The sequence below is a fragment of the Deinococcus wulumuqiensis R12 genome, from assembly GCF_011067105.1.
In the GTDB taxonomy this organism is placed as follows: domain Bacteria; phylum Deinococcota; class Deinococci; order Deinococcales; family Deinococcaceae; genus Deinococcus; species Deinococcus wulumuqiensis.
In genome coordinates this window covers 186,928-207,500 of sequence record NZ_CP049359.1, presented here as the reverse complement: position 1 = coordinate 207,500, position 20,573 = coordinate 186,928, and the positions used below count along the sequence as shown (strand labels likewise).

Annotated in this window: 18 protein-coding genes (1 of these 18 running past the window's edge); 7 read left to right on the top strand and 11 right to left on the bottom strand. The window is 66.4% G+C overall.

Annotated elements, in window-relative coordinates:
• Together G6R31_RS16170 and G6R31_RS16165 are read left to right on the top strand one after the other, a co-directional pair.
• Window positions 1-1,081, top strand: the 3' portion of a protein-coding gene (locus tag G6R31_RS16170) for an arsenic transporter (RefSeq protein ID WP_017872052.1). It extends 221 nt beyond the left edge of the window; the window shows 1,081 of its 1,302 coding nt (coding positions 222-1,302); its start codon lies beyond the left edge, outside the window; it ends in the stop codon at window positions 1,079-1,081.
• Window positions 1,082-1,128: 47 nt separating this feature from the next.
• The gene (locus G6R31_RS16165) at window positions 1,129-1,443 is read left to right on the top strand and encodes an ArsR/SmtB family transcription factor (RefSeq protein ID WP_017872051.1); all 315 of its coding nucleotides are present in this window, start codon (window positions 1,129-1,131) and stop codon (window positions 1,441-1,443) included.
• A gap of 119 nt (window positions 1,444-1,562) precedes the next feature.
• Here G6R31_RS16165 and G6R31_RS16160 read toward each other — a convergent pair whose 3' ends face one another.
• Window positions 1,563-2,729, bottom strand: coding sequence for an RNA-guided endonuclease InsQ/TnpB family protein (locus G6R31_RS16160; protein ID WP_029732907.1), 1,167 nt, complete (start codon window positions 2,727-2,729; stop codon window positions 1,563-1,565).
• Between the two features lie 148 nt (window positions 2,730-2,877).
• Here G6R31_RS16160 and G6R31_RS16155 point away from each other — a divergent pair, with 148 nt between their 5' ends.
• Together G6R31_RS16155 and G6R31_RS16150 are read left to right on the top strand one after the other, a co-directional pair.
• Window positions 2,878-4,008 carry a PAS domain-containing protein gene (locus G6R31_RS16155; protein ID WP_025568020.1) on the top strand — a complete coding sequence of 377 codons (1,131 nt, stop codon included), beginning with the start codon at window positions 2,878-2,880 and terminating at the stop codon, window positions 4,006-4,008.
• A 54-nt stretch (window positions 4,009-4,062) separates the two neighbouring features.
• The gene (locus G6R31_RS16150) at window positions 4,063-5,502 is read left to right on the top strand and encodes a sensor histidine kinase (RefSeq protein WP_017870725.1); all 1,440 of its coding nucleotides are present in this window, start codon (window positions 4,063-4,065) and stop codon (window positions 5,500-5,502) included.
• A 110-nt stretch (window positions 5,503-5,612) separates the two neighbouring features.
• Here the strand turns inward: G6R31_RS16150 and G6R31_RS16145 are convergent, their stop codons facing one another.
• Window positions 5,613-6,143: a GntR family transcriptional regulator gene (locus G6R31_RS16145; RefSeq protein WP_161617961.1), complete on the bottom strand. Its 531-nt coding sequence runs from the start codon at window positions 6,141-6,143 to the stop codon at window positions 5,613-5,615.
• A gap of 102 nt (window positions 6,144-6,245) precedes the next feature.
• Window positions 6,246-6,395, bottom strand: coding sequence for a GntR family transcriptional regulator (locus tag G6R31_RS16140; protein WP_200858958.1), 150 nt, complete (start codon window positions 6,393-6,395; stop codon window positions 6,246-6,248).
• A 15-nt stretch (window positions 6,396-6,410) separates the two neighbouring features.
• Between G6R31_RS16140 and G6R31_RS16995 the strand changes: the two genes are divergently transcribed.
• Complete coding sequence (locus G6R31_RS16995; protein ID WP_017870728.1) at window positions 6,411-6,545, top strand: hypothetical protein; 135 nt, start codon at window positions 6,411-6,413, stop codon at window positions 6,543-6,545.
• 283 nt (window positions 6,546-6,828) lie between these two features.
• Here the strand turns inward: G6R31_RS16995 and G6R31_RS16130 are convergent, their stop codons facing one another.
• The 6 genes from G6R31_RS16130 to ptsP form a co-directional block, all read right to left on the bottom strand.
• Complete coding sequence (locus G6R31_RS16130; protein ID WP_152423651.1) at window positions 6,829-7,731, bottom strand: ParB/RepB/Spo0J family partition protein; 903 nt, start codon at window positions 7,729-7,731, stop codon at window positions 6,829-6,831.
• Window positions 7,728-8,498 (bottom strand): type II toxin-antitoxin system prevent-host-death family antitoxin, encoded by a 771-nt coding sequence (locus G6R31_RS16125; protein WP_017870730.1) that lies wholly within the window; start codon window positions 8,496-8,498, stop codon window positions 7,728-7,730. Before G6R31_RS16125 ends, G6R31_RS16130 begins: the two co-directional genes overlap by 4 nt.
• 380 nt (window positions 8,499-8,878) lie before the next feature.
• Window positions 8,879-10,252, bottom strand: coding sequence for a replication initiator protein A (locus G6R31_RS16120; RefSeq protein WP_017870731.1), 1,374 nt, complete (start codon window positions 10,250-10,252; stop codon window positions 8,879-8,881).
• Between the two features lie 748 nt (window positions 10,253-11,000).
• On the bottom strand, window positions 11,001-12,794 hold the full coding sequence (locus G6R31_RS16115) for a PTS fructose-like transporter subunit IIB (RefSeq protein WP_017870732.1): 1,794 nt from the start codon (window positions 12,792-12,794) through the stop codon (window positions 11,001-11,003).
• 57 nt (window positions 12,795-12,851) lie between these two features.
• Window positions 12,852-13,793 carry a 1-phosphofructokinase gene (gene pfkB / locus G6R31_RS16110; protein WP_017870733.1) on the bottom strand — a complete coding sequence of 314 codons (942 nt, stop codon included), beginning with the start codon at window positions 13,791-13,793 and terminating at the stop codon, window positions 12,852-12,854.
• Between the two features lie 7 nt (window positions 13,794-13,800).
• The gene (ptsP, locus tag G6R31_RS16105) at window positions 13,801-16,311 is read right to left on the bottom strand and encodes a phosphoenolpyruvate--protein phosphotransferase (RefSeq protein WP_017870734.1); all 2,511 of its coding nucleotides are present in this window, start codon (window positions 16,309-16,311) and stop codon (window positions 13,801-13,803) included.
• A 254-nt stretch (window positions 16,312-16,565) separates the two neighbouring features.
• On the opposite strand from ptsP, the gene G6R31_RS16100 reads away from it, so the two are divergent.
• Window positions 16,566-17,369: a DeoR/GlpR family DNA-binding transcription regulator gene (locus G6R31_RS16100; protein ID WP_017870735.1), complete on the top strand. Its 804-nt coding sequence runs from the start codon at window positions 16,566-16,568 to the stop codon at window positions 17,367-17,369.
• 215 nt (window positions 17,370-17,584) lie between these two features.
• Here the strand turns inward: G6R31_RS16100 and G6R31_RS16095 are convergent, their stop codons facing one another.
• Complete coding sequence (locus G6R31_RS16095) at window positions 17,585-18,379, bottom strand: TlpA family protein disulfide reductase (RefSeq protein WP_017870736.1); 795 nt, start codon at window positions 18,377-18,379, stop codon at window positions 17,585-17,587.
• A gap of 177 nt (window positions 18,380-18,556) precedes the next feature.
• Window positions 18,557-19,948, bottom strand: a complete 1,392-nt coding sequence (locus tag G6R31_RS16090) for an MBL fold metallo-hydrolase (protein ID WP_017870737.1) — start codon at window positions 19,946-19,948, stop codon at window positions 18,557-18,559.
• Between the two features lie 142 nt (window positions 19,949-20,090).
• Between G6R31_RS16090 and G6R31_RS16085 the strand changes: the two genes are divergently transcribed.
• Window positions 20,091-20,510 carry a rhodanese-like domain-containing protein gene (locus tag G6R31_RS16085; protein WP_017870738.1) on the top strand — a complete coding sequence of 140 codons (420 nt, stop codon included), beginning with the start codon at window positions 20,091-20,093 and terminating at the stop codon, window positions 20,508-20,510.
• Window positions 20,511-20,573: the final 63 nt, after the last annotated feature.

Below are 20,573 nucleotides of genomic sequence, written 5' to 3'. Positions count from 1 at the left end.
GCTGCTGGACGAGGCAGGTTTTTTCAAATGGGCCGCGCTGCATGTGGCCCGCTGGGGTGGGGGAAATGGTCACAAATTGTTCGCGCTGGTGATTCTGCTGGGCGCGGCGGTGTCGGCCCTCTTCGCCAACGACGGCACCGCACTGATTCTCACGCCCATCGTGCTGGCGATGCTGACCGCGCTGGGGTTTTCGCCTGCCACCACGCTGGCTTTTATCCTCGCGACAGGATTTATTGCGGACTCCTCCAGCCTGCCGCTCATCATCTCCAACCTCGTCAATATCGTCACCGCCGACTTTTTCGACATCGGTTTCGGTGAATACGCCTCGGTGATGGTGCCTGTAGACCTTGCAGCCATTGCCGCCAGTCTGGGGATGCTGTCCCTGCTGTTCCGCAAGGATTTGCCCCATGTGTACGAGCTGAACCGTTTGGAAGCCCCTCAAGCGGCCATTCGTGACCCGCAGGTGTTCAGGATGGGCTTCGGTGTGCTGGGCGTGCTGCTGGTCGGCTACTTCGCCGCCGAGCCGCTGGGGTTGCCGGTCAGCCTGATTGCGGTCGTCGGCGCAGTGCTGCTGTATTTCGTCGCCGCACGGGGAAGCGTCATCAGCACGAAAAAAGTCCTGGCGGGTGCGCCGTGGCAGATCGTGGTGTTCTCTCTGGGCATGTACCTCGTGGTCTACGGACTGAGAAATGCGGGCCTGACCGATGTTCTGGCGGGCGTTCTCAATCGCCTCGCGGACGGTGGACTCTGGACCGCCACCATCGGGACGGGCTTCGTGATGGCGCTGATCTCCAGCGTGATGAACAACATGCCCAGCGTGCTGATCGGCAACATCGCCATTGCCGACAGCGCCGCGACCGGACTGGTCAAGCAGGGGATGATCTATGCCAACGTCGTTGGCAACGACCTCGGCCCCAAGATCACGCCCATCGGCTCGCTGGCCACCCTGCTGTGGCTGCACGTTCTGTCCTTGAAGGGCATCCGTATCGGCTGGGGGCAGTACTTCAAAGTCGGCATCGTCCTGACCCTGCCAGTGCTGCTGGTCACGCTGGCCGCGCTCGCCCTGCGCCTTTCGCTGTGAAGACGGGGGACATTGACACGCTCCAGGCCGAGAGGCATCTTGTATCCATGAATGTCGATACGAGCGCCGAACTGTTCAAGGCGCTTGCCGACCCCAACCGCCTCAAGGTGCTGCAAGTGCTCTCGGCCCCGCCCGTGAACAGTTGCACGGGCGCCGAGAGCGTATGCGCCTGCGACCTGGAAAAGGTTCTGGGGCTTTCGCAGCCGACGGTCAGTCACCATATGCGGCTGCTGGTCCGCGCGGGGCTGGTCACCGCCACCAAGCGCGGCAAGTGGACGGATTACGCCCTGAACGTGGAAGGACTGAAGCGGGCACAGTCCCTGCTGGGTGCCCTGCAGGAGCCGGGAAAGCACGCGAGCTGAGCCAGGGCAGCAGGAACACGGGAGCGGGAGGAGCGGGTTATGCTCGGTGCGCCTGCCCGGCCTCTCCCCCACTGCTTTTCCCGACCGTGACCACTCCCCGCCCTGAAGGGCGAGGCTTCTCAGACCACGGCATGCGCTACCCCGCTACCGTTGAGGGCTGAAGGGACGGCCCGTCCCAGGATGTTCTTTGCGGCGTTCCAGTCGGCATGGTCTTCATGCCCGCAGGACACGCATCTGAACATCTCGTTGTTGCGGTTTTCCCGGCAGGTGTGTCCGCACGCATGGCAGCGTTGCGAAGTGTACTGAGGGGGAACCCGCACCACCACGCGGCCAGCACTCTCAGCCTTGCCGCGCAGGATGTCGAAGAATGCACTCCACCCGACATCGGAGATGGAGCGGGAGAGGTTCGACTGCACCATGTTGCTGACCTTCAGGTCTTCGTGAGCAATCAGGTCGTGTTCGTTGACCAGCTTCCGGGCGGTCTTGTGGTGGAAGTCCTGCCTTGAGCGACGAATTTTCCGGTGCGTCTTGGCGACCTGCTGAACGGCCTTTCGACGGCGGTTCCCGCCCCTCTTGCGACGGGACACGGTACGCTGCTGGACGCGCAGCTTCTTCAACGCGTTCCCCAGATGCCGGGGGTTGTGGACGAACTCGCCGTCTGAGGTGATGGTAAAATACCGTGTTCCCACATCCACACCCACCGAGCTTCCCGTTTCGGGAAGCGGCTGAACAGGGACTTCGCAGGTGTACACGGCGTACCACTCGTTCACGTCCAGCACGATTTGCAGCGTCTTCGGTACCCCCTCAAGCGGACGGTGGAACTTGCACTTCACCGCGCCGATTTTGGGAATGTTGATGCGCCGCCCCTCGTCCACAGGCTTCCCAGGGCTGAGCCACTGGCCCTTCTTCTTGTCCCAGACTTCCTTGAACTTGAAGCTGTTCCAGCGCTGCCGAGGTTTGAACCGGGGGAATCCGGCCTTGTCGCCACGCTTTACGCGGGCGAAAAAGCCCTTGTACGCCTTGTCGAGCCTGTCCAGTGCATCTTGCAGGACGTGGCTGTAGACCCCGGCGTACTCCGGGCATTCCGCTTTCAGGGCGCTCAGCTCCTTTTGCTGGTCGTAGGCCGTGACCGTCTTGCCCTGCTTCCGGTAGGCCGCGATGCGCTGCTCAAGGCCAGCGTTGTACAGCGTGCGGGTGAGGCGCAATGTTTCAAACATGGCGGCCTCTTGCGGTTTGGTGGGGTACAGGCGAAAGCGGTACACCCTGATGGTGGTATCGTTCTGCATGTGAGGCGGCTCCTATCCGCTTCGCCACGCTCCCAGCCGTTAGCGCGGCGTGGGGGCATTGCTCGTTTAGCTTAACACAGAACCAGAGGCTTCGGCTTGGCCGCCCTGTCGGGCGGGTGCCGCTAGACCCCGCACTGAAGTACGGGGCATGCGCGTCACTTTTTGTCAGGACATTTTTGCCGGAAACGGCCTGATGAGTCAGCGGATGCGGGCCTTCGACTGGGGCAGCACGCCCCTGGGGGAACCCGAGGGCTGGCCGCAGAGCCTCAAGACCATCGTGCGGACCATGCTCACCTCGCGCTTTGCCATGTGGATGGGCTGGGGACCGGACCTGGCGTTTTTCTACAACGACGCCTACCGGCCCACCCTGGGCGTCAAGCAACACCAGGCGCTGGGGCGACCCTCGGCAGAGGTCTGGGCCGAAATCTGGCCGGATATCGCGCCGCGCATCGAGCAGGTGCTGAGTACCGGCGAAGCCACCTGGGACGAGGGGCTGCTGCTGGTTCTGGAACGCAGCGGCTACTCGGAGGAAACCTACCACACCTTTTCCTACAGTCCGGTCGCCGACGACGAGGGCCGGATCGCGGGTCTGTTCTGCGTGGTAACCGAGGAAACCGAGCGCGTCATCGGAGAGCGCCGCTCGCGGGTGTTGCGCGACCTCGCTTCGCGGCTGACCCGGACCCGGCAGGCCTCCGAGGTCTGGGGCGCGGTGCGGGCCTGTCTGGAAGAGCAGGCACACGACATTCCCTTTGCCCTCGCCTACGAGCAGATGGGCGAACCCAACGCGGACCCCGCCCTGCAGCTGCTGATGCAGATCGGGGGCGAGGCTGGCTGGAGCGAGCAGGTGGACCCGGAACTGCTGCGGCAGGTCAGCGAAGGCCAGGGCGCCCCGGCAGACCGCGAACGCCTGCAACAGGTCACGCTGCCGGGCGCCTCACCCTGCGGACCCTGGACGCGACCACCGTCGCAACTGCTGTATCTGCCGGTGGCACCTGCCGGACTCGGGCGCAGGCCCGGGGTGCTGGTGGTGGGGGTCAACCCGTTTCGGCAACTCGACGAGGCGTACCTGGGCTTTCTCAAGCTGTTCGTGGGGCAGGTGGAAGCGAGTCTGGCAAGCGCCGACGCCTACGAGCAGGAGCGGCGCCGCGCCGAAGCTCTGGCCGAGGTGGACCGCGCCAAGACGACCTTTTTCGAGAACGCCAGCCACGAACTGCGCACGCCGCTGACCCTGATGCTCGGCCGCTGGAAGACCTGCTGGCCGGGGACCTGGGCGAACTGACCAGCGAGCAGAGCCGGGTGCTGGACATGACGCACCGCAATCGTCACCGACGTGATGATGCCCCGGCTCAGCGGTTTCGAGCTGCTGCGCGAGCTTCGCGGCGACCCTGCCACCCACCTGATTCCGGTGATCGTGCTCTCGGCGCGGGCGGGGGACGAGGCGCGGCTGCACGGCATCGAGCAGGGTGCCGACGATTACCTCGTCAAGCCGTTCAGCGGACGCGAACTGCTGGCCAAGGTCAACTCACACCTCAGCCTCGCCGCGCTGCGCCGCGAAGCGCTGAAACGCGAGCAGGCCTACGCCTCCGAACTGGAATCCCAGGTGCGCGAACACTCACGCGAGGTGGTGCAGTGGCGCGACCGGTACGAGCTGGCGGTGCAGAGTTCCGGGCACCTGCTGTTCGACTGGGACCCCGAAACCGGGCGCCTCGTCTACGGGCAAGGCCTGGAGAAGATCTGCGGATACAGCGAAGAAGACCTCGGCCCGCACGTCGAAGGCTGGCTGAATCTGGTGCACCCGGACGACCGGCAACGTCTGGAAGACGCGCTGGGCAAGGTGGTGGCCGAGGGCGGCACCTACCACCTCTCCTACCGCCTGATTCACCGCAGCGGACGGACGGTGCACATTGAGGCCGACGGCCAGATGGTGCCCGCCACCGACGGCCAGGGCGAACATCTGCTGGGTTTCGCGCGGGACGTGACCGAGCGGCACGAAGCCGAACTCGCCCTGCACGCCGCCAACGCCGAGTTGCGGCGCAGCAATGCCGAACTTGAGCGCTTCGCTTACATCGCCTCACACGACCTGCAAGAACCTATCCGCTCGGTCGGTTCCTTTGCGGGATTGCTCAGCCGCCGCTACGGTGAACACCTCGACGAGCGGGGGAAAAAATACCTCGGCCACATCGAGCAGGGTGCCGGGCGTATGCAGACCCTGGTTCAGGACCTGCTCCAGTTCTCGCGCCTCAACGCCGAGCGCCCCCCGCTACGGCCCACCGACGCGGCGCACGTGGTCAGCGAAGCGCTGGCGCGCCTGAACGCCGCCGTGCAGGAAAAGGAAGCGCACGTCGAGGTCGGCGACCTCCCATCCGTGATGGGAGACGGCCCGCGCCTGGTGCAACTTTTTCAGAACCTGATCGGCAACGCCATCAAATTTTCGCGTTCCGGGGTGGCACCCCACATCGAAATCCATGCATGTCGTCAGGGCGAGCAGTGGCATTTCGTCGTCCGGGACAACGGCATCGGTGTGGCTGAGCCGTACCGTGAGCGGATTTTCGAGATGTTCCAGCGGCTGCATGGACGTGAACACTACGTGGGCAACGGGATGGGCCTGGCGATTTGCCGCAAGATTGCGACCCAGCACGGCGGCCAGCTGTGGATGGACAGCGTGCCGGATGAGGGCAGCACTTTCCACCTGCTGCTTCAGGCGGTGCCTGCCCATCCCCCGCTGACGGACACGCCCAGGAGACGCAACCACCCAGCCGCTTCGCAGGATTAACCGGCTCTACGGAAAGGCCCTTTTCCGACCCTACCCCAGCTTGAACTAACGATAGTTCAGCCGGAACGTGACAGGCCGGGGTGACACCGATTGCCGCCTACCCATAGGGTTTACCGCCGCTGCTCCCGCTCCTTCATCGCAGCCGTCAGCATGGCCGCCGTATCACCGAGTTGCTGGCGCTGGATATGCACAGCGTGCTCGATATTTCCAGCTCGCAGCGCCGTGAGCAGCTCCCAGTGCTGGGCTTCGAACTGGGTGCGGTGAGCCATCGCCAGGCCGTAGAGGTGTGCGTAGCGGTCGACGTGAACGCGCAGGGACCGGATCAGGTCGTGCAGCCGTGTTCCGGAGAGTGCGCCATGAAGCAGGGCCTGAAACTGACGGTCGAGCTTGCCCCAGCTCTCGGAATCCGACGTGAGTGCCATCTGCTCCAGCATGAGTGCCGCCGCGTCCAGTTCCTGCTCGGAGAGGCGAGGAAAGTGCCTGCGCAGCGCTTCGCCTTCCAGCAGTTGCCGCAACTCGTAGATTTCTTCCACCTCCCGCACCGAAAGGACGGTGACGACCGCTCCCCGGTTGGGATAGAGAGTGACCAGCCCTTCCGAACTGATACGGATTCCGATTGAATCTGGTAGTTTCAGATTCAATCCGAGCGGATGCGAGTAGGAAAAAATACGGATTCTGCGATATGGATGCACAGGCGGCGCTTTCCCGACTGTGCAGGAATTAAGCGGAATTCGTATGAGCTGCTATAAGGCTTCGCGCACGGGAATGCGGCTGACGCCGAGTTCCGCCGCGATGTGGGCCGTTCTCAGCGGCTCGCCTGCGCTCAGGTTGCCCTGGTGAATGACCTCCCGCAGCACCACCGCTACGGCCTCAGCCGTCGTTTGGCTGCGCACAGAATTCAGGCGGGTGTGGACTGGAACCAAGTGCGCCTTCTGGAAGAAGCGGTCCAACCCCCAAGCGAGACGGTGGTCTTCAAAAGTGTCGGGGACGCCCTGTGGGACCTCGCGGCGGCGAGGCTCGCCTACAGGACGGCGTGTCTATGAGCTGGCGGAATGCGGTCCTCATTTCAGACAGCCGACCTTCCGACATGCTTATACGGATTCCGCTTAATTCCTGCACAGTCGGGAAAGCGCCGCCTGTGCATCCATATCGCAGAATCCGTATTTTTTCCTACTCGCATCCGCTCGGATTGAATCTGAAACTACCAGATTCAATCGGAATCCGTATTACTCGCCCCACCCAGGGGACATAACAAACGAACGGCGGCAGGTTGAACTAACGATAGTTCAGCCTGCCGAATTGTCGGTCTACCGCTGTCGCGTCAACTCAGGAACGGCCCCGCTTGCCCTTGCCGGGATTGTCCTGAAGCAATTGTTCGACCTGCAGCAGCAGCCGCTCCAGACGCTCGCGGCGGGGCGCTTCGAGCTTGTCGAAGGACGTTTTCTGAATCAGGCGGGCCACCCGCTGGGGCGTCGGGGACATGGCACCCTGCCCACCGAGAAGCTTGGCACGGCGCGCATGAATTCCGCTGACGCTCAGGCCCTCCTCAAGCGCCGCCCTGAGAAGTTCACGGTGATGCTCAGCCGGAGCGCCGCTGATGGCGAGGACTTTCGTGTATTCCAGGGCGCCGCGCTGCAACTCGTCCAGCAGGTAGGCGGACAGCTTGAGCACCCTCAGCCCCTGCTTGACGAAGTTGGTGAGGGTTCCGCGTCCGATTTCGGCAAACAGCGCCCGAAGCTGCGCGGCTTCTTCGGGATGTTCTTCCTGCTGGCGCTCGATCAGGCGAACCCGGGCCGGAACGTCTTCCAGCGGCCAGCCCATGCGCCTGGAAATCAGTTCCAGGGTGGCCTGGGCATACTCGTAGGGATTGAGGTCTTCACGCTGGGTGTTCTCGAACAGCGCGAGGTCGAGCGCCTCGCTTTCGCCGATGTCCCGAACGATGGCGGGGATCTGGGTCAGGCCAGCTTCCCGGGCGGCCCGCAAGCGCCGCTCTCCCAGCACCAGCGCGAAGGTGCCGTCGGGCAGAGGACGAACGGTAATGGGCTGCAAGACGCCGCGTTCGCGGACACTCCGGGTCAGCTCCGTGAGGCTTTCGGGACTGAAATACCGCCGGGGCTGGTTGGGCATGGCCGAGATCTTTCCCAGAGGAAGCATCCGGGCGCCGGGACCGTCGCGCTGCTGCTCGGCCGGCGTGCCGAGAAACGCCGCCCGCATCTGCTGACCCCTCACAGGTCGCTCCCGAAGCGCTTCTGGATTTCCTCCCAGAGGTCCTGAACGTGGGACAGGCGCCGGGGCGTCAGGCCGAACGCTTCCTGATAGGCGTTGAGCTGCGGAATCACGGTGTGGATCCGGACCGTCTGGTTGAGCACCTCGTCGGCCTCACGGGTCTGGCGCTGACGGCTGGCGGCGCGGTTGAGCAGGGCCGCAAAGCGCAGATTGGGAACCGCGAACGCCATGTCCTCGAGCAGGCGCAGGCTGACCGCGCCCCGGTCCACGTCGAGCGCCGTCGGCAGCACCGGGACCAGGGCGAGGTCGGCAATGGTCGCGGCGCTGCGCAGCATCTCGCGGTCGTTGGGGGGCGTGTCGATAATCACGGTATGCCCCTGATGCTTGAGCGCCTGCACCTGTTTCATGATCTGGTCACGCTCGGCGGCCACCACCCCGAACGGCAGCCCCTCGGGGGAGAGGTCACTCGCCTGCGCCCGCCAGCGCAGGGCACTCATTTCGTTGTCGGCGTCGATGACGACCACGTTCTCCCGCTCGTCGGCAATCACGCGGGCCAGGTGCATGGCGAGGGTGGTTTTGCCGACCCCCCCCTTGAGGCTGGTCAGCGCGATGACCTGCGGCCCCCGCGTGCCGGGCCGGGCCACTGGAGAGACTTTAGCGATGTCCTTGCCGTTTCTGGTCACGATGATCTCCTCGCCCTGCGCCTGCACCTTGTCGAGCAGACTGGGCAACTGCTGGCGCAGATCACTGACGCCAAACCGTTTTGCCATAGGACAAGTGTTGTACGAATGTACATTTCTAAATCTGCTTTAGGACACATTTAATCTGGAGGAAGTCGCGGTGCTGTGGGCTGCGCGGCTGACGCATCAAGTCCACGCCTACGTTTCCGGCAGCGTCCCGATATGTGATACGGATTCCGCTTAATTCCTGCACAGTCGGGCCTATACAGTTGGGAAGGCGCCGCCTGTGCATCCATATCGCAGAATCCGTATTTTTTCCTACTCGCATCCGCTCTGCTGAGCAGCTTTGCAAGTCGGATTGAATCTGAAACGACCAGATTCAATCGGAATCCGTATGAGGGGGGGCCGCAGTCTTTGTAGGAGAAGCTCATATCCTCGCCGCAAGTTGCACCAGTGCGTCGGTCACCCGGTCACTTTTCAACCGGAGCTGTAAAGCGCCGCGCCCCCCAGAGGGTCACCGTCCGGACAGCCTCGGTGTCGTCCTTGAGCGACAGCAGGTCTGCGACCGAAGCGTGGCCCTCGACGAACAGCTCGACCGCGTCGGCCAGGGTCGGCTCCGGAAGGCTGGCGCCTCTCAGCAACAGCCTCGCTGCCGCCGCCGTGCGGGGCGCATCCGTCTCTTCAGTTTCCCCAAAGAGGGTGGGCTGCTTGCTGGCCTTGCCCGCTTCTCCTTTTCCGCCTCCCCCCTTGCCTGCCCTGGCCTTGCCGGACAGGCGCCCAGGCTCGGTTTCGAGCTTCTGGTACTTGCCCGTACCGTAGGAGCGGACCACGTCAATCACGAACCCCACCTCGTTGTGGGGGCGGTAGCCGCTTTGCAACAGGGCCTTGGCCTGGGCTACACCGTCCCGAACCTTTTCGGGATAGTCCAGCGCCGCCTTGCGGGCAGCCACCAGCGGCACGTCCATGCTGGTCATCAGGGCGACGAGTTCCTGGTCAGGCTCGGCCGACGCTTCCCCGAAGACGTAGTGCACCTCCTGATTTTTCCCCCGACCCCTGATGGTGGCTTCCACGAGGTAGTGCATCCGCAGCAGGTCCTCGTGGATGGGTTCGAGGGTGCGGCGAATCTTGTCGGGCCGGTCGCTGGCGATGCCGCAGCGGCGCCCCAGATCCATCAGGCTGATTTCCAGGGTGCGTGTCTTGGCATCGGGCTGGACCGGATCATGCCGCAGGCCGTCGATCACGCGGTACGCCGCCCGGCTCGGCTGACCGAGTTCACGCAGCAGCGCCGCACTGACCGGCTTGAAGTAACCGTTGCGGATATTGCGCACCAGCTCTCTGGGCAAGGTGACGGAAATGGCCTTGGCGCCGTCGATGTCGGAGCGCTTGCGGGTGAACACCAGTTTCTCGATCAGGCGGAAGCCCGCCGTCACCCACTCGTCGTCCTCATGGCTGCGCCACGCGCCGCTGATCCAGTACTGGGTGGCGCTCAGGCGTTCCAGGCTCTGGCGCAGCACCTTGCGGTTGCCTCCGGTGTCTTGCAGGTCGCACATCTGAATCAACTGGTACATCGAGAAGCTGAACACCCCGCTTTCCGGACACCCCTGCTCGATGTACAGCTCCTGCAAGGCGAGGTAGGTGTCGTTGTCGATGCCGTGTGGCACACCGTACTTCTGCGTGCCGTTGCACTCCACCTCGCTCTCGATACCCGAGCGGTTGAACCCCACCTTCCAGTTGGTGTAGTCCGGCGGAATCTTACGCTGAATGGAAATCAGTCCGAGCTGGGTGACGTTCAGGTCCTCGCGGAGGATCCCCTCAGTCTTCTTGATGACCTTTGCGTCACTCACGTCACTCCCCCTGGCCGGTGCCTCAGTTTATCGGCGCTGGCCTTCAACTGCTATACCGTCGCGAATGGGGGATTTTCCCGAAAAAAGCGGCAAAAATCCCGACTGCCGGGTCCCCGCCGACCTCGGTCTGCCACGTTCCATTTGAACATCAATCCGCCAAGAAAGTCGACTGGCACGTATTTTTTAACCCCACCCACTGCCCATACCGTCGCGAATGGGGGATTTGCCTTCAGGGCGTACCGTCGCGAATGGGGGGAAATGGCGGAAACAGCGCTCTGGAGCCTCTTTTTCCGACCTGCCCCCATACCGTCGCGAATGGGGGATTTATGGTCGGCCGTACCGTCGCGAATGGGGGATTCGTACCGTCGCGAATGGGGGATTTATGGTCGGCCGTACCGTCGCGAATGGGGGATTCGTACCGTCGCGAATGGGGGAAAATACCGTCGCGAATGGGGGAAAATGGCCGTTTTTTACCGTCGCGAATGGGGGAAAATACCGTCGCGAATGGGGGAAAATGGCCGTTTTTTGCCGTGTAGGACACGAAGTGGGGTGCCCTCTGATGACGTATCAATCTTTTATATCTTTTAAAAACAAAACAAACAGAACAACATCAGTCACCCTCCTCCCACTCGCAGGCGTAGGGTCAACTTGAAGGCGCCTTTCGGCCCTGAACAAAAACGGACCCGCACTGGGCGGGCCGAAGAGTTTGTTTGATAGCGGTTGTACTTTCAGCCGCGCGGCCAGCAGGTCAGGGCAACTGTTCTCCGCCCGCCGTTCCGGTCAACGGCCTTTTCAGCAGCCCGAGCAGCACGGTGCTGACCACCGTCCCGGCCACGATGGCCACGACATACATCGGCAGGTTGGTGACGGCTCCTGGGATGGCGAGGACAAAAATGCCGCCGTGGGGCGCCGCCAGTAGGCAGCCCATCGCCATGCTGATGGCGCCCGCCACCGCTGAGCCGACAACCAGCGACGGGATCACGCGCAGGGGGTCCCGGGCGGCAAAGGGAATGGCGCCTTCGGTGATGAAGCTCAGGCCCAGCACGCCGGCAGCCTTGCCCGCCTCACGCTCCTCGGCGGTGAAACGGTTTTTGAACAGCTGGGTCGCCAGAAACAGCGCCAGCGGGGGCGTCATGCCCGCTGCCATGGCAGCAGCGATCGGGCCGTTGACCTTCGAGGCCTGGAGGCCCACCCCGAAGGTATAAGCCGCCTTGTTGATGGGACCCCCCATGTCGAAGGCCATCATGCCGCCGAGCACGGCGCCGAGCAGTCCTGCCGAGGACTGGCCCAGGCCCTGAAGCCATGAGGTGGCGGCGTCCAGCAGGGCCTTGACGGGAGCGCCGACGGCGTAGACCATCAGCAGGCCGGTCAGCAGCGTGCCGAGCAGCGGCAGCAGCAGCGTGGGCTTGAGGCCCTCGAGCGTGCGGGGCAGGCGCAGGGCCTGATTGAGCCAGCGCACGACGTACCCGGCGATGAACCCCGCCGCCAGCCCGCCCAGAAAGCCGCTGCCGCCCGTCATGGCGAGGTAGCCGCCGATCATGCCGGGGGCCAGTCCAGGACGGTCGGCAATCGAGAAGGCGATGTATCCGGCCAGCACCGGAACGAACAGCTTGAAGGCCGCGTCGCCCCCGATGCCCTTGAGCACCGCCCCGAAGGTTCCCGGCTCGGGGTTGATGCCGCCGAACGCGAAGCCCAGCGCGATCAGCAGCCCGCCCGCCACCACGAAGGGCAGCATGTGGCTCACACCCGTCATCAGGTGCTTGTAGAAGCTGGGGGCACCCGCGTTCCTGGCCGCCTTGGCCGCCGCAGCATCGGCCACGTAGTCGCCCGCAGCGGGGGGAGTGGTCCCTTCTGTCGCCCCGTACACCGGCGCCTGCTCGAGTGCCGTGCGAACCACCGCCGCCCCGTCCTTGATGGCGGGCTTGGTGCCGGTCTGGTAGACCCGTTTTCCGGCGAAGCGGCTCAGGTCCACGTTCGTGTCCGCGGCAATGACGACCACGTCGGCGCGGCGGATCTCGTCGGCGCTCAGCGCGTTGCCTGCCCCCACGCTGCCCTGGGTTTCGATCTTCACGTCGTACCCGAGCGACCGGGCGCCGCCTTCCAGCCCCTCGGCGGCCATGAAGGTGTGGGCGATCCCGGTGGGGCAGGACGTGACCCCGACGATGTAGCGGCCCTGCGCCGTGCCAGAGGACGCAGCAGGGGAGAGGACCGTGGGTGCTGCGGCGGTCGGTGCGGTGTCCAGCTGACTCACAGCCTGGGCAACCAGCCCCGCCGCATCGCGAATGGCGTTCTGCGAGGAAGCACGCACGGTGGGTTTCCCGGCGAAGCGGCCTTCGTCCACGCGCACGTCGGTCGCCAGGATCACGGCGTCGGCAGCGGCGATTTCAGCGGGGGTCAGGGTGTCGGCACTGCCCATGCTGCCCTGGGTTTCCACCCGGATGTCGTGCCCGGCAGCGAGTGCGGCGCGGCGCAGGGCCTCGGCGGCCATGAAGGTGTGGGCGATGCCGGTGGGGCAGGACGTGACGGCGACAAGTTTTGCCATGTTGGGGCCTCCAGAGGAGAGGAAAAATCGAGTGGGGGAGAGGAAGCTGGGAACGGCTCACAGAGGAGTGACCGTCACCTGCGCCGCGTACCCCTCCAGCCCGTCACGGGGGGGCAGATGGGCGCCCAGCCGGGTGATGTTGCCCACGCTGAAGCTGGTGGCGCGGCGGGCGGCGTCCGTGAGCTTCAGGCCGTCCAGATGCGCGGACACCAGGCCCGCCACCATCGCGTCCCCGGCGCCCACGGTGGAGACGACCTGAACGCGGGGGGGAAGAGCCTGCACCGTCTGCGTCCGGGAGACGAACAGGGCGCCGTCTTCTCCCTGCGAGACGGCCACCAGTTCGGCGCCCCGTTCCAGCAATTCGCGGGCCGCGGCGAGAATCTCCGCCTGCGTCTGAAGCTCGCGGCCCAGCGCGGCGGAGAGTTCATGCTGGTTGGGTTTGACAAGCTGGGGCAGCACTTCGGCGTTCAGGGCCGCCGTGAGCGCCGGGCCGCTGGTGTCCAGGGCCACGTATTTGCCCCGCCCGCGCAGTTCGGCGATCAGTTCGGCATAGAAGTCCGGCGCGACCCCCGGCGGCAAGCTTCCCGCCAGCACGAACACGTCGTGGTCCGCGTGCAGGGTGTCCAGGCACGCATGCAGCTCGCGCAGCGACTCGGGCGTGGCCCGCAGGCCCGGCAGGTTGATGTCGGTGGTTTCCTGCGCGGCGTGGTCCACGATTTTGACGCCCACGCGGGTCTGCCCCGGCACCCGCACGAACGCGTCGGTGATGGGCTTGGCGCGGAAAAGGGAGTCGAACGCCTCGGCATTGTCGGCGCCCAGCAGTCCCGTCGCCGTGACGTTCAGGCCCCAGTCGGCCAGAAAGGACGCGACGTTGACGCCCTTGCCGCCCGCCGTGAGGTGGAGTTCCTGACCGCTGTTGACCGTGCCCGGCTGCCAGCCGTCGGCCCGCACCGTCAGGTCGAGTGCCGGATTGAGGGTGAGGGTCAGCACGCGCGGCATGCCCACCTCAGCCCCGCACCAGCGCCCGCACGGCGGCGGCGTCGGGCTGCGTGAGGGCGCGGGCGGCGAGGTCACGCAGCTCGGCGCTGGAGCGCCCGCGCAGGGCGGCCTTGACCCCGGCCACCTGCGGCGTACTCACCGAGAGTTCCTTGACGCCCAGACCGGTCAGCACCAGCGCCCCCACGTCGTCGCCCGCCGCGCCGCCGCAGACGCCGACCCACTTGCCGTGACGCTGCGCGGCGTCCACCGTCAGCCCGATCAGCCGCAGCACGGCGGGGTGCATGGCGTCGGTCTGGCGGGCCAGTTGCGGGTGCATCCGGTCCATCGCCAGGGTGTACTGCGTCAGGTCGTTGGTGCCCACGCTGAAAAAGTCCACTTCGGGCGCGAGCTGCTCGGCGATCAGGGCCGCCGACGGCACCTCGATCATCACCCCCAGCGGGATGTGTGGGGCGCCCAGCTCGGTCCGCACCTCGTCCAGCATGGCGCGGGCGCGGCGGAAGTCTTCGAGGGTGGCGATCATCGGGAACATGACATGGACGTTGGGATGGTCTTTCGCCACCCGCACGATGGCCCGCAGTTGCGGCACGAACAGGTCGGGCCGCTCGAAGCACAGCCGGACGCCGCGAATCCCCAGGAACGAGTTGTCCTCGCGGGCCAGCCCCAGATACGGCACTTCCTTGTCGCCGCCGATGTCCAGCGTGCGGATAATCAGCGGGCGGTCACCCAGCGCCGCCGCCATCGCGCGGTATTCCTGTTCCTGGTCGGCTTCGCTCGGGACCGAGTCGCGCTCCAGAAACAGAAACTCGGTCCGCATCAGGCCCACGCCCTCGGCCCCGGCTTCAAGGGCCTCTGCCGCCGCCGACGCCCGGTTGATGTTGGCGGCGACCTCCACCCGCTGCCCGTCGCGGGTGGCCCCCGGCTGGTGCCGGGCGGCGCGGGCGGCCTCGCGTCCGGCGGCGAGTACGGCCATGCGGTCACGGGCCGACTGCACGTCGGCGTCCGAGGGGTTCAGGTACAGCCTGCCCGCCGAGCCGTCCAGAATCGCCAGCGTTCCGTCGGGCACGCTCAGCACGCTTTCCCCCGCCGCCACGATGGCGGGCAGGCCCAGGCCCCGCGCGATGATGGCGGTGTGGCTGGTCGGCCCGCCCTGCGCGGTGGCGAAGCCCAGCAGCGTGTCGGGGCCGAGGCGGGCGGTGTCGCTGGGGGTCAGGTCGGGGGCCAGCAGGATGACCGGGCTGTGCCCACCGGGGCCGCCCGCCTGCGCCGCGTCTTCCCGGAGGCCGAGCAGGTGCCGCAGCACCCGGCGCTGCACGTCGCTCAGGTCGATGGCGCGGCCCGCGAGCAGGGGGTCGTCGAGCTTTTGCAGCTGCTCGATGCGGGCGTTCGTCGCCTGCTGGTAGGCCCAGGCGGGGCCGTGTCCGTCCAGAATGTGCGACACGGCGTCCTGCACGGTGCCTTCATCGGCCAGCAGTTCCTTGTGTGCCCCGAAGATGGCGGCCTTGTCGGCGCCGAACTTGGCCTGCACGTCCGCCATCACCTGGTCCAGATCGGCGTCGGCAGCTTTCAGGGCGGCGTCGAGTCGCGCGGCGCCTTCTACCGGGTCGGTCGGCTCGTCGCCCACCACCAGGGGCTTTGGCAGGTGCTGGCGGGTGGTCCCGATGACCAGGCCGTCGGCGGCGCCCACACCCTGCACCGCGTTGTCCACGTTCGCGGGCTGCCACTCGGGGGCGCGGCTGGCAGCGGCGGGTGCGGGGGAGGCCCCTTGCAGGTCATCGCCCAGACCCGAGCGAATCGCGTCCAGCAGCGTTCCCAGGAGGGCTTCCTGGTCGGTGCTCACGGTGAAGCGGGTGCCCTGCGTGAGCCCCAGGCTGAGCAGGTCCATCAGCCGCGTCGCGTCCGCCGAGCGGCCGTCGTCGCGGGTCAGGCGAACGGTCGCGCCCGCCTTTTTCACCAGTCCGGCCAGCATGGTGGCGGGCCGGGCGTGCATGCCCTGGGGGTTGGGCAGCGTCGCCTGCGCCGAGTACGGCAGTCCAGGGGCTGGGGCCGCCGCTGTGGCAGGCGCCGCCGCAACGGGCGCACTGGGCCGCTCGCCGGTCAGCGCCTCGACGATGTCCCGTGGGTCGGGGGTGGTCCACAGCCGCTTGACGTGGGCCTCGTCACCCAGCACCCGGGTCAGGCGGCGCAGGATTTGCAGGTGTTCGTCGCTGGCGGCGGCAATGCCGATGACCAGATGCACCGGGCCGTCGGCACCCTCGCCCCAGTCCACGCCCTGCGGCAGTTGCAGCGCGGCGACGGTGGTCCGGCGAATCAGGTGCCGGGACTCGGGCGTGCCGTGGGGAATGGCGATGCCGTGGCCGAGGAAGGTGTTCGCCTGCGCCTCGCGAGCGAACATGCCCTCAACGTACTGCGGGTCCACGTCGCCGCCCGCCGCGAGCAGCGCCGCGACCTGACGGATGGCGTCGTGCTTGTCGGTGGCCTGGGCACCCACCCGAACGAGTTGTTGCGGAAGTTCAATCATGCCTGTCTCTCCCTGCCGGACCGGGGTCCGTGCCCGTGCTCAGTCTGAGTCGGTCTGAGTGTTCGTGATTGATTTTGAGCAATTTTGATAATAGTTGACGCTTTCCTGAAGTTCAAGCCGTATGGGAACAAACGAAAAAGTCCGAGGTCAACGTTCCTTTTCGTTTTGAGGCTGGAGGTGAGGTGCCGCTCGCCCCTGGCAAATTTTGAACAGTCTTGAGCGAAACTGAGCCGTCGCTGCTAGCATGGGTGGCGATGAGTCCCCCCCTTGCCGAGGAGCGCCTGACGCGCATCCTGCAGCTTCTGGCCGAACACGGCACGCTGCGCACCACAGCGCTGACGAAGCTGCTGGGCAGCAGCAGCGCGACCACGCGGCGTGACCTCGACACCCTGGCCGGGCGCGGCCTGATTCGCAAGCTGCACGGGGGTGCGGCGCTCGCCGGACCGGAGCAGGACGTGCCCCGGCCCAACCAGGACCAGTTCTACCGGGACCGGCAGCAGGTCAACCGCCCAGGCAAGCAGCAACTGGCCGGGCGCGCTCTCGACCTGATGACGCCCGGCCAGACCGTCTACCTCGACGCGGGCACCACGGCGCTGGCTGTGGCAGAAGCGTTGCAGCGCCGCCCCCACCTGACCCGGACGCTGCGGGTGGTGACCCACGGCATAGACGTGGCTTACGTGCTCAACGGCGAGTGCCCCCTCTACGTGGTGGGGGGGGAGGTCTACGGCAGCACCTACAGCCTGACCGGGCCGGACGCGCTGGGCACGGTGTCGCGCTACAACTACGACGTGTGCTTCGTCGGCTGCACCAGCATCGACCCGGCAGGCAGACTCACCAACTCCAACGGTGTGGAGGCGCAGCAAAAGTCGGCCATCTTGCGCCAGTCGCGCCGCCGCGTCCTGATCGCCGACCAGAGCAAGTGGGGGCCACCGGGTTTCGCTCCCTTTGCCCACCTCGGTGACGTCAGTGCCTGGGTGACCGATCAGGCGCCCGCCGCCGCCCGGACCGCCTTCGAGGAGGCAGGGGTGACGGTGTTCGAGGCGGAGCCTGCCTCCTGATACGGATTCCGCTTAATTCCTGCACAGTCGGGCCTATACAGTTGGGAAGGCGCCGCCTGTGCATCCATATCGCGGAATCCGTATTTTTTCCTACTCGCATCCGCTCTGCTGCGCAGCTTTGCAAGTCGGATTGAATCTGAAACTACCAGATTCAATCGGAATCCGTATGAGATTCGGGTTCTCTGCGCGGAAGCCCCCGGTGCGGCTCGGCGGGCCTACGGTGCCTCTGAACCTTGAGTCGCGCTTGCCTCTGTCAGCCGCACCAGCCGCCGCAGTTGCGCCGCACTCAGCGGGCCGAGGTGCCGTGCCAGCACCTGTCCCTGCGGCCCAAGCACCACCGTCGTCGGAAAGGCCGTGACCCGCAGCTGCGCGGCCAGCGCGTCCCCTCCGGTGCGGGTTCGCAGGCCCGGCGCACTCGAACGCAGGAAGCCCTGCACCTGCGCGGGTGACTCGCCCACGTTGACCAGCGTGACCGCCCCGCCCCGCCGCTGTTCGTGCGCCAGCAGCGGCAGTTCCGAGCGGCACGGTCCGCACCATGTGGCCCAGAAGTTCAGGACGGTGGGACGCGGCAGGGGCGCGGGCAGGAAGGTCCGGTCCGCGCTCAGCCCCGGCAGTGGGGCGGCGGTGACCTGCACGGCGGACGGCGCGGGCCGCAGCAGCAACGGCAAAGCGCCCGCCAGCACGCTCAGGAGCAGGGGGCGCACCGCCCGGCGCAGTGTCTGGCGGCCTGAACACGCCAGAAACAGCACCCCAGCCGTCAGCCCCGCGCCCCAGGCCCAGTCTCCCCGGCGGGGGTCGAGCACATCGAGCACGTTGTCCAGCAGCGGGCGCGAGGACGCCAGCCCCGGTGCCGCCGCCCACAGCCGCGCGGCCAGCAGGCTCACGCCCAGGGCCACGCCCGCGCCCGGCCAGCGGGCCAGCGCTGTCCAGGTCAGCACGCCGAGCAGCAGCGTCAGACTCGCCCAGCTCAGCGCGAGTGGCCCGAGGCCCAGACCGTCGGGGGTCAGCATGGCGGCGGGTCTTTCCGGTCAGTCATGGCCTTTCCTTTCCTGAAGGGCTGGAGGGGAGGGACCCTGGCAGCGAGGCTTGTCGCTCAGCCCCGTATCGGACAGTGGCGCGGCCCGCTGAGCAGGACCGCGCCACTGCGCCCGTCGGCATCCGTATCAGGAGTCCGGGGACGCTTCACTTCAGGTGGTCGGCTGGGCAGACTGCGCCTGCGCCCAGGCTTCGTAGCCCCCCGCGATTTCGGTGACGTTGAAGCCCTGTGAGCGCAGGAAGCTCGCCGCCGCCGCACTCCGCGCCCCGCCCTGGCAGTGCACCACGATTTCCTGGTCACGGGGCAATTCGGCCAGTTTCCAGGGCAGCCGTCCGGCGTGCAGCTGCTTGGCGCCGGGAATGTGGCCCTCGTCGTACTCGGTCTTCTTGCGCACGTCCAGCACCAGCGCCCCGTCATGCTGCGGCAACTCGGTGGCGGCAAAAGGCTGGGCCTGCGCCGTGTCCAGGCCGTCGGTGCTGGTGACGTACCCGCTCACGTTGTCCAGGCCCACCATCCACAGGCGGCGGCGCAGTTCCTCGGCCTGCTGGGCGCTCTCCGTCAGCAGCACGTAATCGGCGTCCTCGGGGCGCAGCAGCCAGCCGCTCCACGTCTCGAAGGTGTTGCCCGCCGGAATGTTCACGCTGTGCCGGGGCGCGGCGGCCTGATGCCGCTCCTTGGCGCGGGTGTCGATCAGCACCGTGCCTGCCGCCAGCTTCGCCCCGACCTCGGCCGCGCTGAACTCCGGCAGCGGCGCGACCTCACCCAGCACGGCGGGGCCGCTCTTGTTCTGCTCTTTCATGCGCCCGTAGTACAGCGGGGCGTCGGGCTGGCCGCTGAGCAGTTCGGCGGTAAAGCCCTGCTCGTCGCCCTTCTGGACATACGCCGACCACCACGCCAGCGCCCGCTCGTGGCCGACGGTGGTGCTGGGAACGGCTCCCAGGGCCTTGCCGCAGGCGCTGCCGCTGCCGTGCGCGGGCCAGACCTGCACGCCGTCGGGCAGGGTCAGGAACTGGTCGCGCAGCGAGGCGAACATCTGCCGGGCGCCCACGAAGCGGGTGTCCTGTCCGCCCGCCGCCTCGTCGAGCAGGTCAGGGCGTCCGATATCGCCCACGAACACGAAGTCCCCGGTGAAGTACATGACCGGCACGTTCCCCCGGGGGGTATCCGTCACCAGAAAGGACAGGCTTTCGGGCGTGTGGCCGGGGGTATGCCGCGCCTCCACCTTGATGTTGCCCACCATGAAGGTGTCGCCGTGGCGCAGCTTTTCGCTCCCGAAGCTGTATTTCCAGTCGGCGTCGCCTTCGTCGGAAAGCGAGAGCTTCGCCCCGGTCGCGGCGGCGAGTTCGCGGCTGCCCGAGAGGTAATCGGCGTGGATGTGGGTTTCGGTGACGTGGGTCACGCGGAGTTTCTGCTCGGCGGCCTTGTCGAGGTACTTCTGGATATCGCGTACAGGGTCGATGACGAGGCATTCGCCGGTTTTCTGGCAACCCACCATGTAGGACGCCTGCGCAAGGTCGGTGTCGTAGAAACGTTCAAAGAACATAGGATCCCTCCTGGGGGTGAACCTGCGGGGTTCGTTCGTGGCTTGAAGATAAACCCCCCGGGGGTATACTGTCAAGACGGAAAGGTCGGCATCGGTCTTGCTGACAGCCAACCCCGGAGGAAATGCCATGAGAGGAAGTGCCATGAAACGACTCGCTGCCCTGCTGCTGCCCCTCGCCCTGCTCGCCTGCGCCCCTGCACCGAAGTCGGTCCCGTCATCAGAGTCGGTGGGCGCTCCCCAAGTTGCCGACACCGCCACCTTCCAGACCGTGAGCGTGCAGGACCTCAAGCAGGCGGTGGACGCGGGCGCTTATGTCCTTGACGTGCGGACCCCGCAGGAATTCGCGCAAGGCCACATCGCGGGGGCCGTCAATCTGCCGCTGGGCGAGGTCGCCGCCCGCGCCGGGGAAGTGCCGGGGGAGCGTCCCGTCTACGTCATCTGCCGCAGCGGCAGCCGCAGCGCCCAGGCCAGCGGGATTCTCGCGGCCCGTGGCAAGGACGTGATCAACGTGGGCGGCGGGATGAGCGGGTGGACCGCGGCGGGGTATGGGACCGTGCGCTGAAACCGGGGTGGGGGCCGGCGTGATGTGGAACTGAACCCCGCACCACGTCCTTCCGGTTCTGGC

Bases quoted from the DNA above. Each gene is read 5' to 3' on its own strand.
- G6R31_RS16115 (WP_017870732.1), bottom strand. From the start codon at position 12,794: ATGGCAAAACTTGTCGCCGTCACGTCCTGCCCCACCGGCATCGCCCAC.
- pfkB (WP_017870733.1), bottom strand. From the start codon at position 13,793: ATGCCGCGCGTGCTGACCCTCACCCTCAATCCGGCACTCGACCTGACG.
- G6R31_RS16125 (WP_017870730.1), bottom strand. From the start codon at position 8,498: ATGGCAAAACGGTTTGGCGTCAGTGATCTGCGCCAGCAGTTGCCCAGT.
- G6R31_RS16155 (WP_025568020.1), top strand. From the start codon at position 2,878: ATGCGCGTCACTTTTTGTCAGGACATTTTTGCCGGAAACGGCCTGATG.
- G6R31_RS16100 (WP_017870735.1), top strand. From the start codon at position 16,566: ATGAGTCCCCCCCTTGCCGAGGAGCGCCTGACGCGCATCCTGCAGCTT.
- G6R31_RS16160 (WP_029732907.1), bottom strand. From the start codon at position 2,729: ATGCAGAACGATACCACCATCAGGGTGTACCGCTTTCGCCTGTACCCC.
- ptsP (WP_017870734.1), bottom strand. From the start codon at position 16,311: ATGATTGAACTTCCGCAACAACTCGTTCGGGTGGGTGCCCAGGCCACC.
- G6R31_RS16085 (WP_017870738.1), top strand. From the start codon at position 20,091: ATGAAACGACTCGCTGCCCTGCTGCTGCCCCTCGCCCTGCTCGCCTGC.
- G6R31_RS16165 (WP_017872051.1), top strand. From the start codon at position 1,129: ATGAATGTCGATACGAGCGCCGAACTGTTCAAGGCGCTTGCCGACCCC.
- G6R31_RS16090 (WP_017870737.1), bottom strand. From the start codon at position 19,948: ATGTTCTTTGAACGTTTCTACGACACCGACCTTGCGCAGGCGTCCTAC.
- G6R31_RS16150 (WP_017870725.1), top strand. From the start codon at position 4,063: ATGATGCCCCGGCTCAGCGGTTTCGAGCTGCTGCGCGAGCTTCGCGGC.
- G6R31_RS16095 (WP_017870736.1), bottom strand. From the start codon at position 18,379: ATGCTGACCCCCGACGGTCTGGGCCTCGGGCCACTCGCGCTGAGCTGG.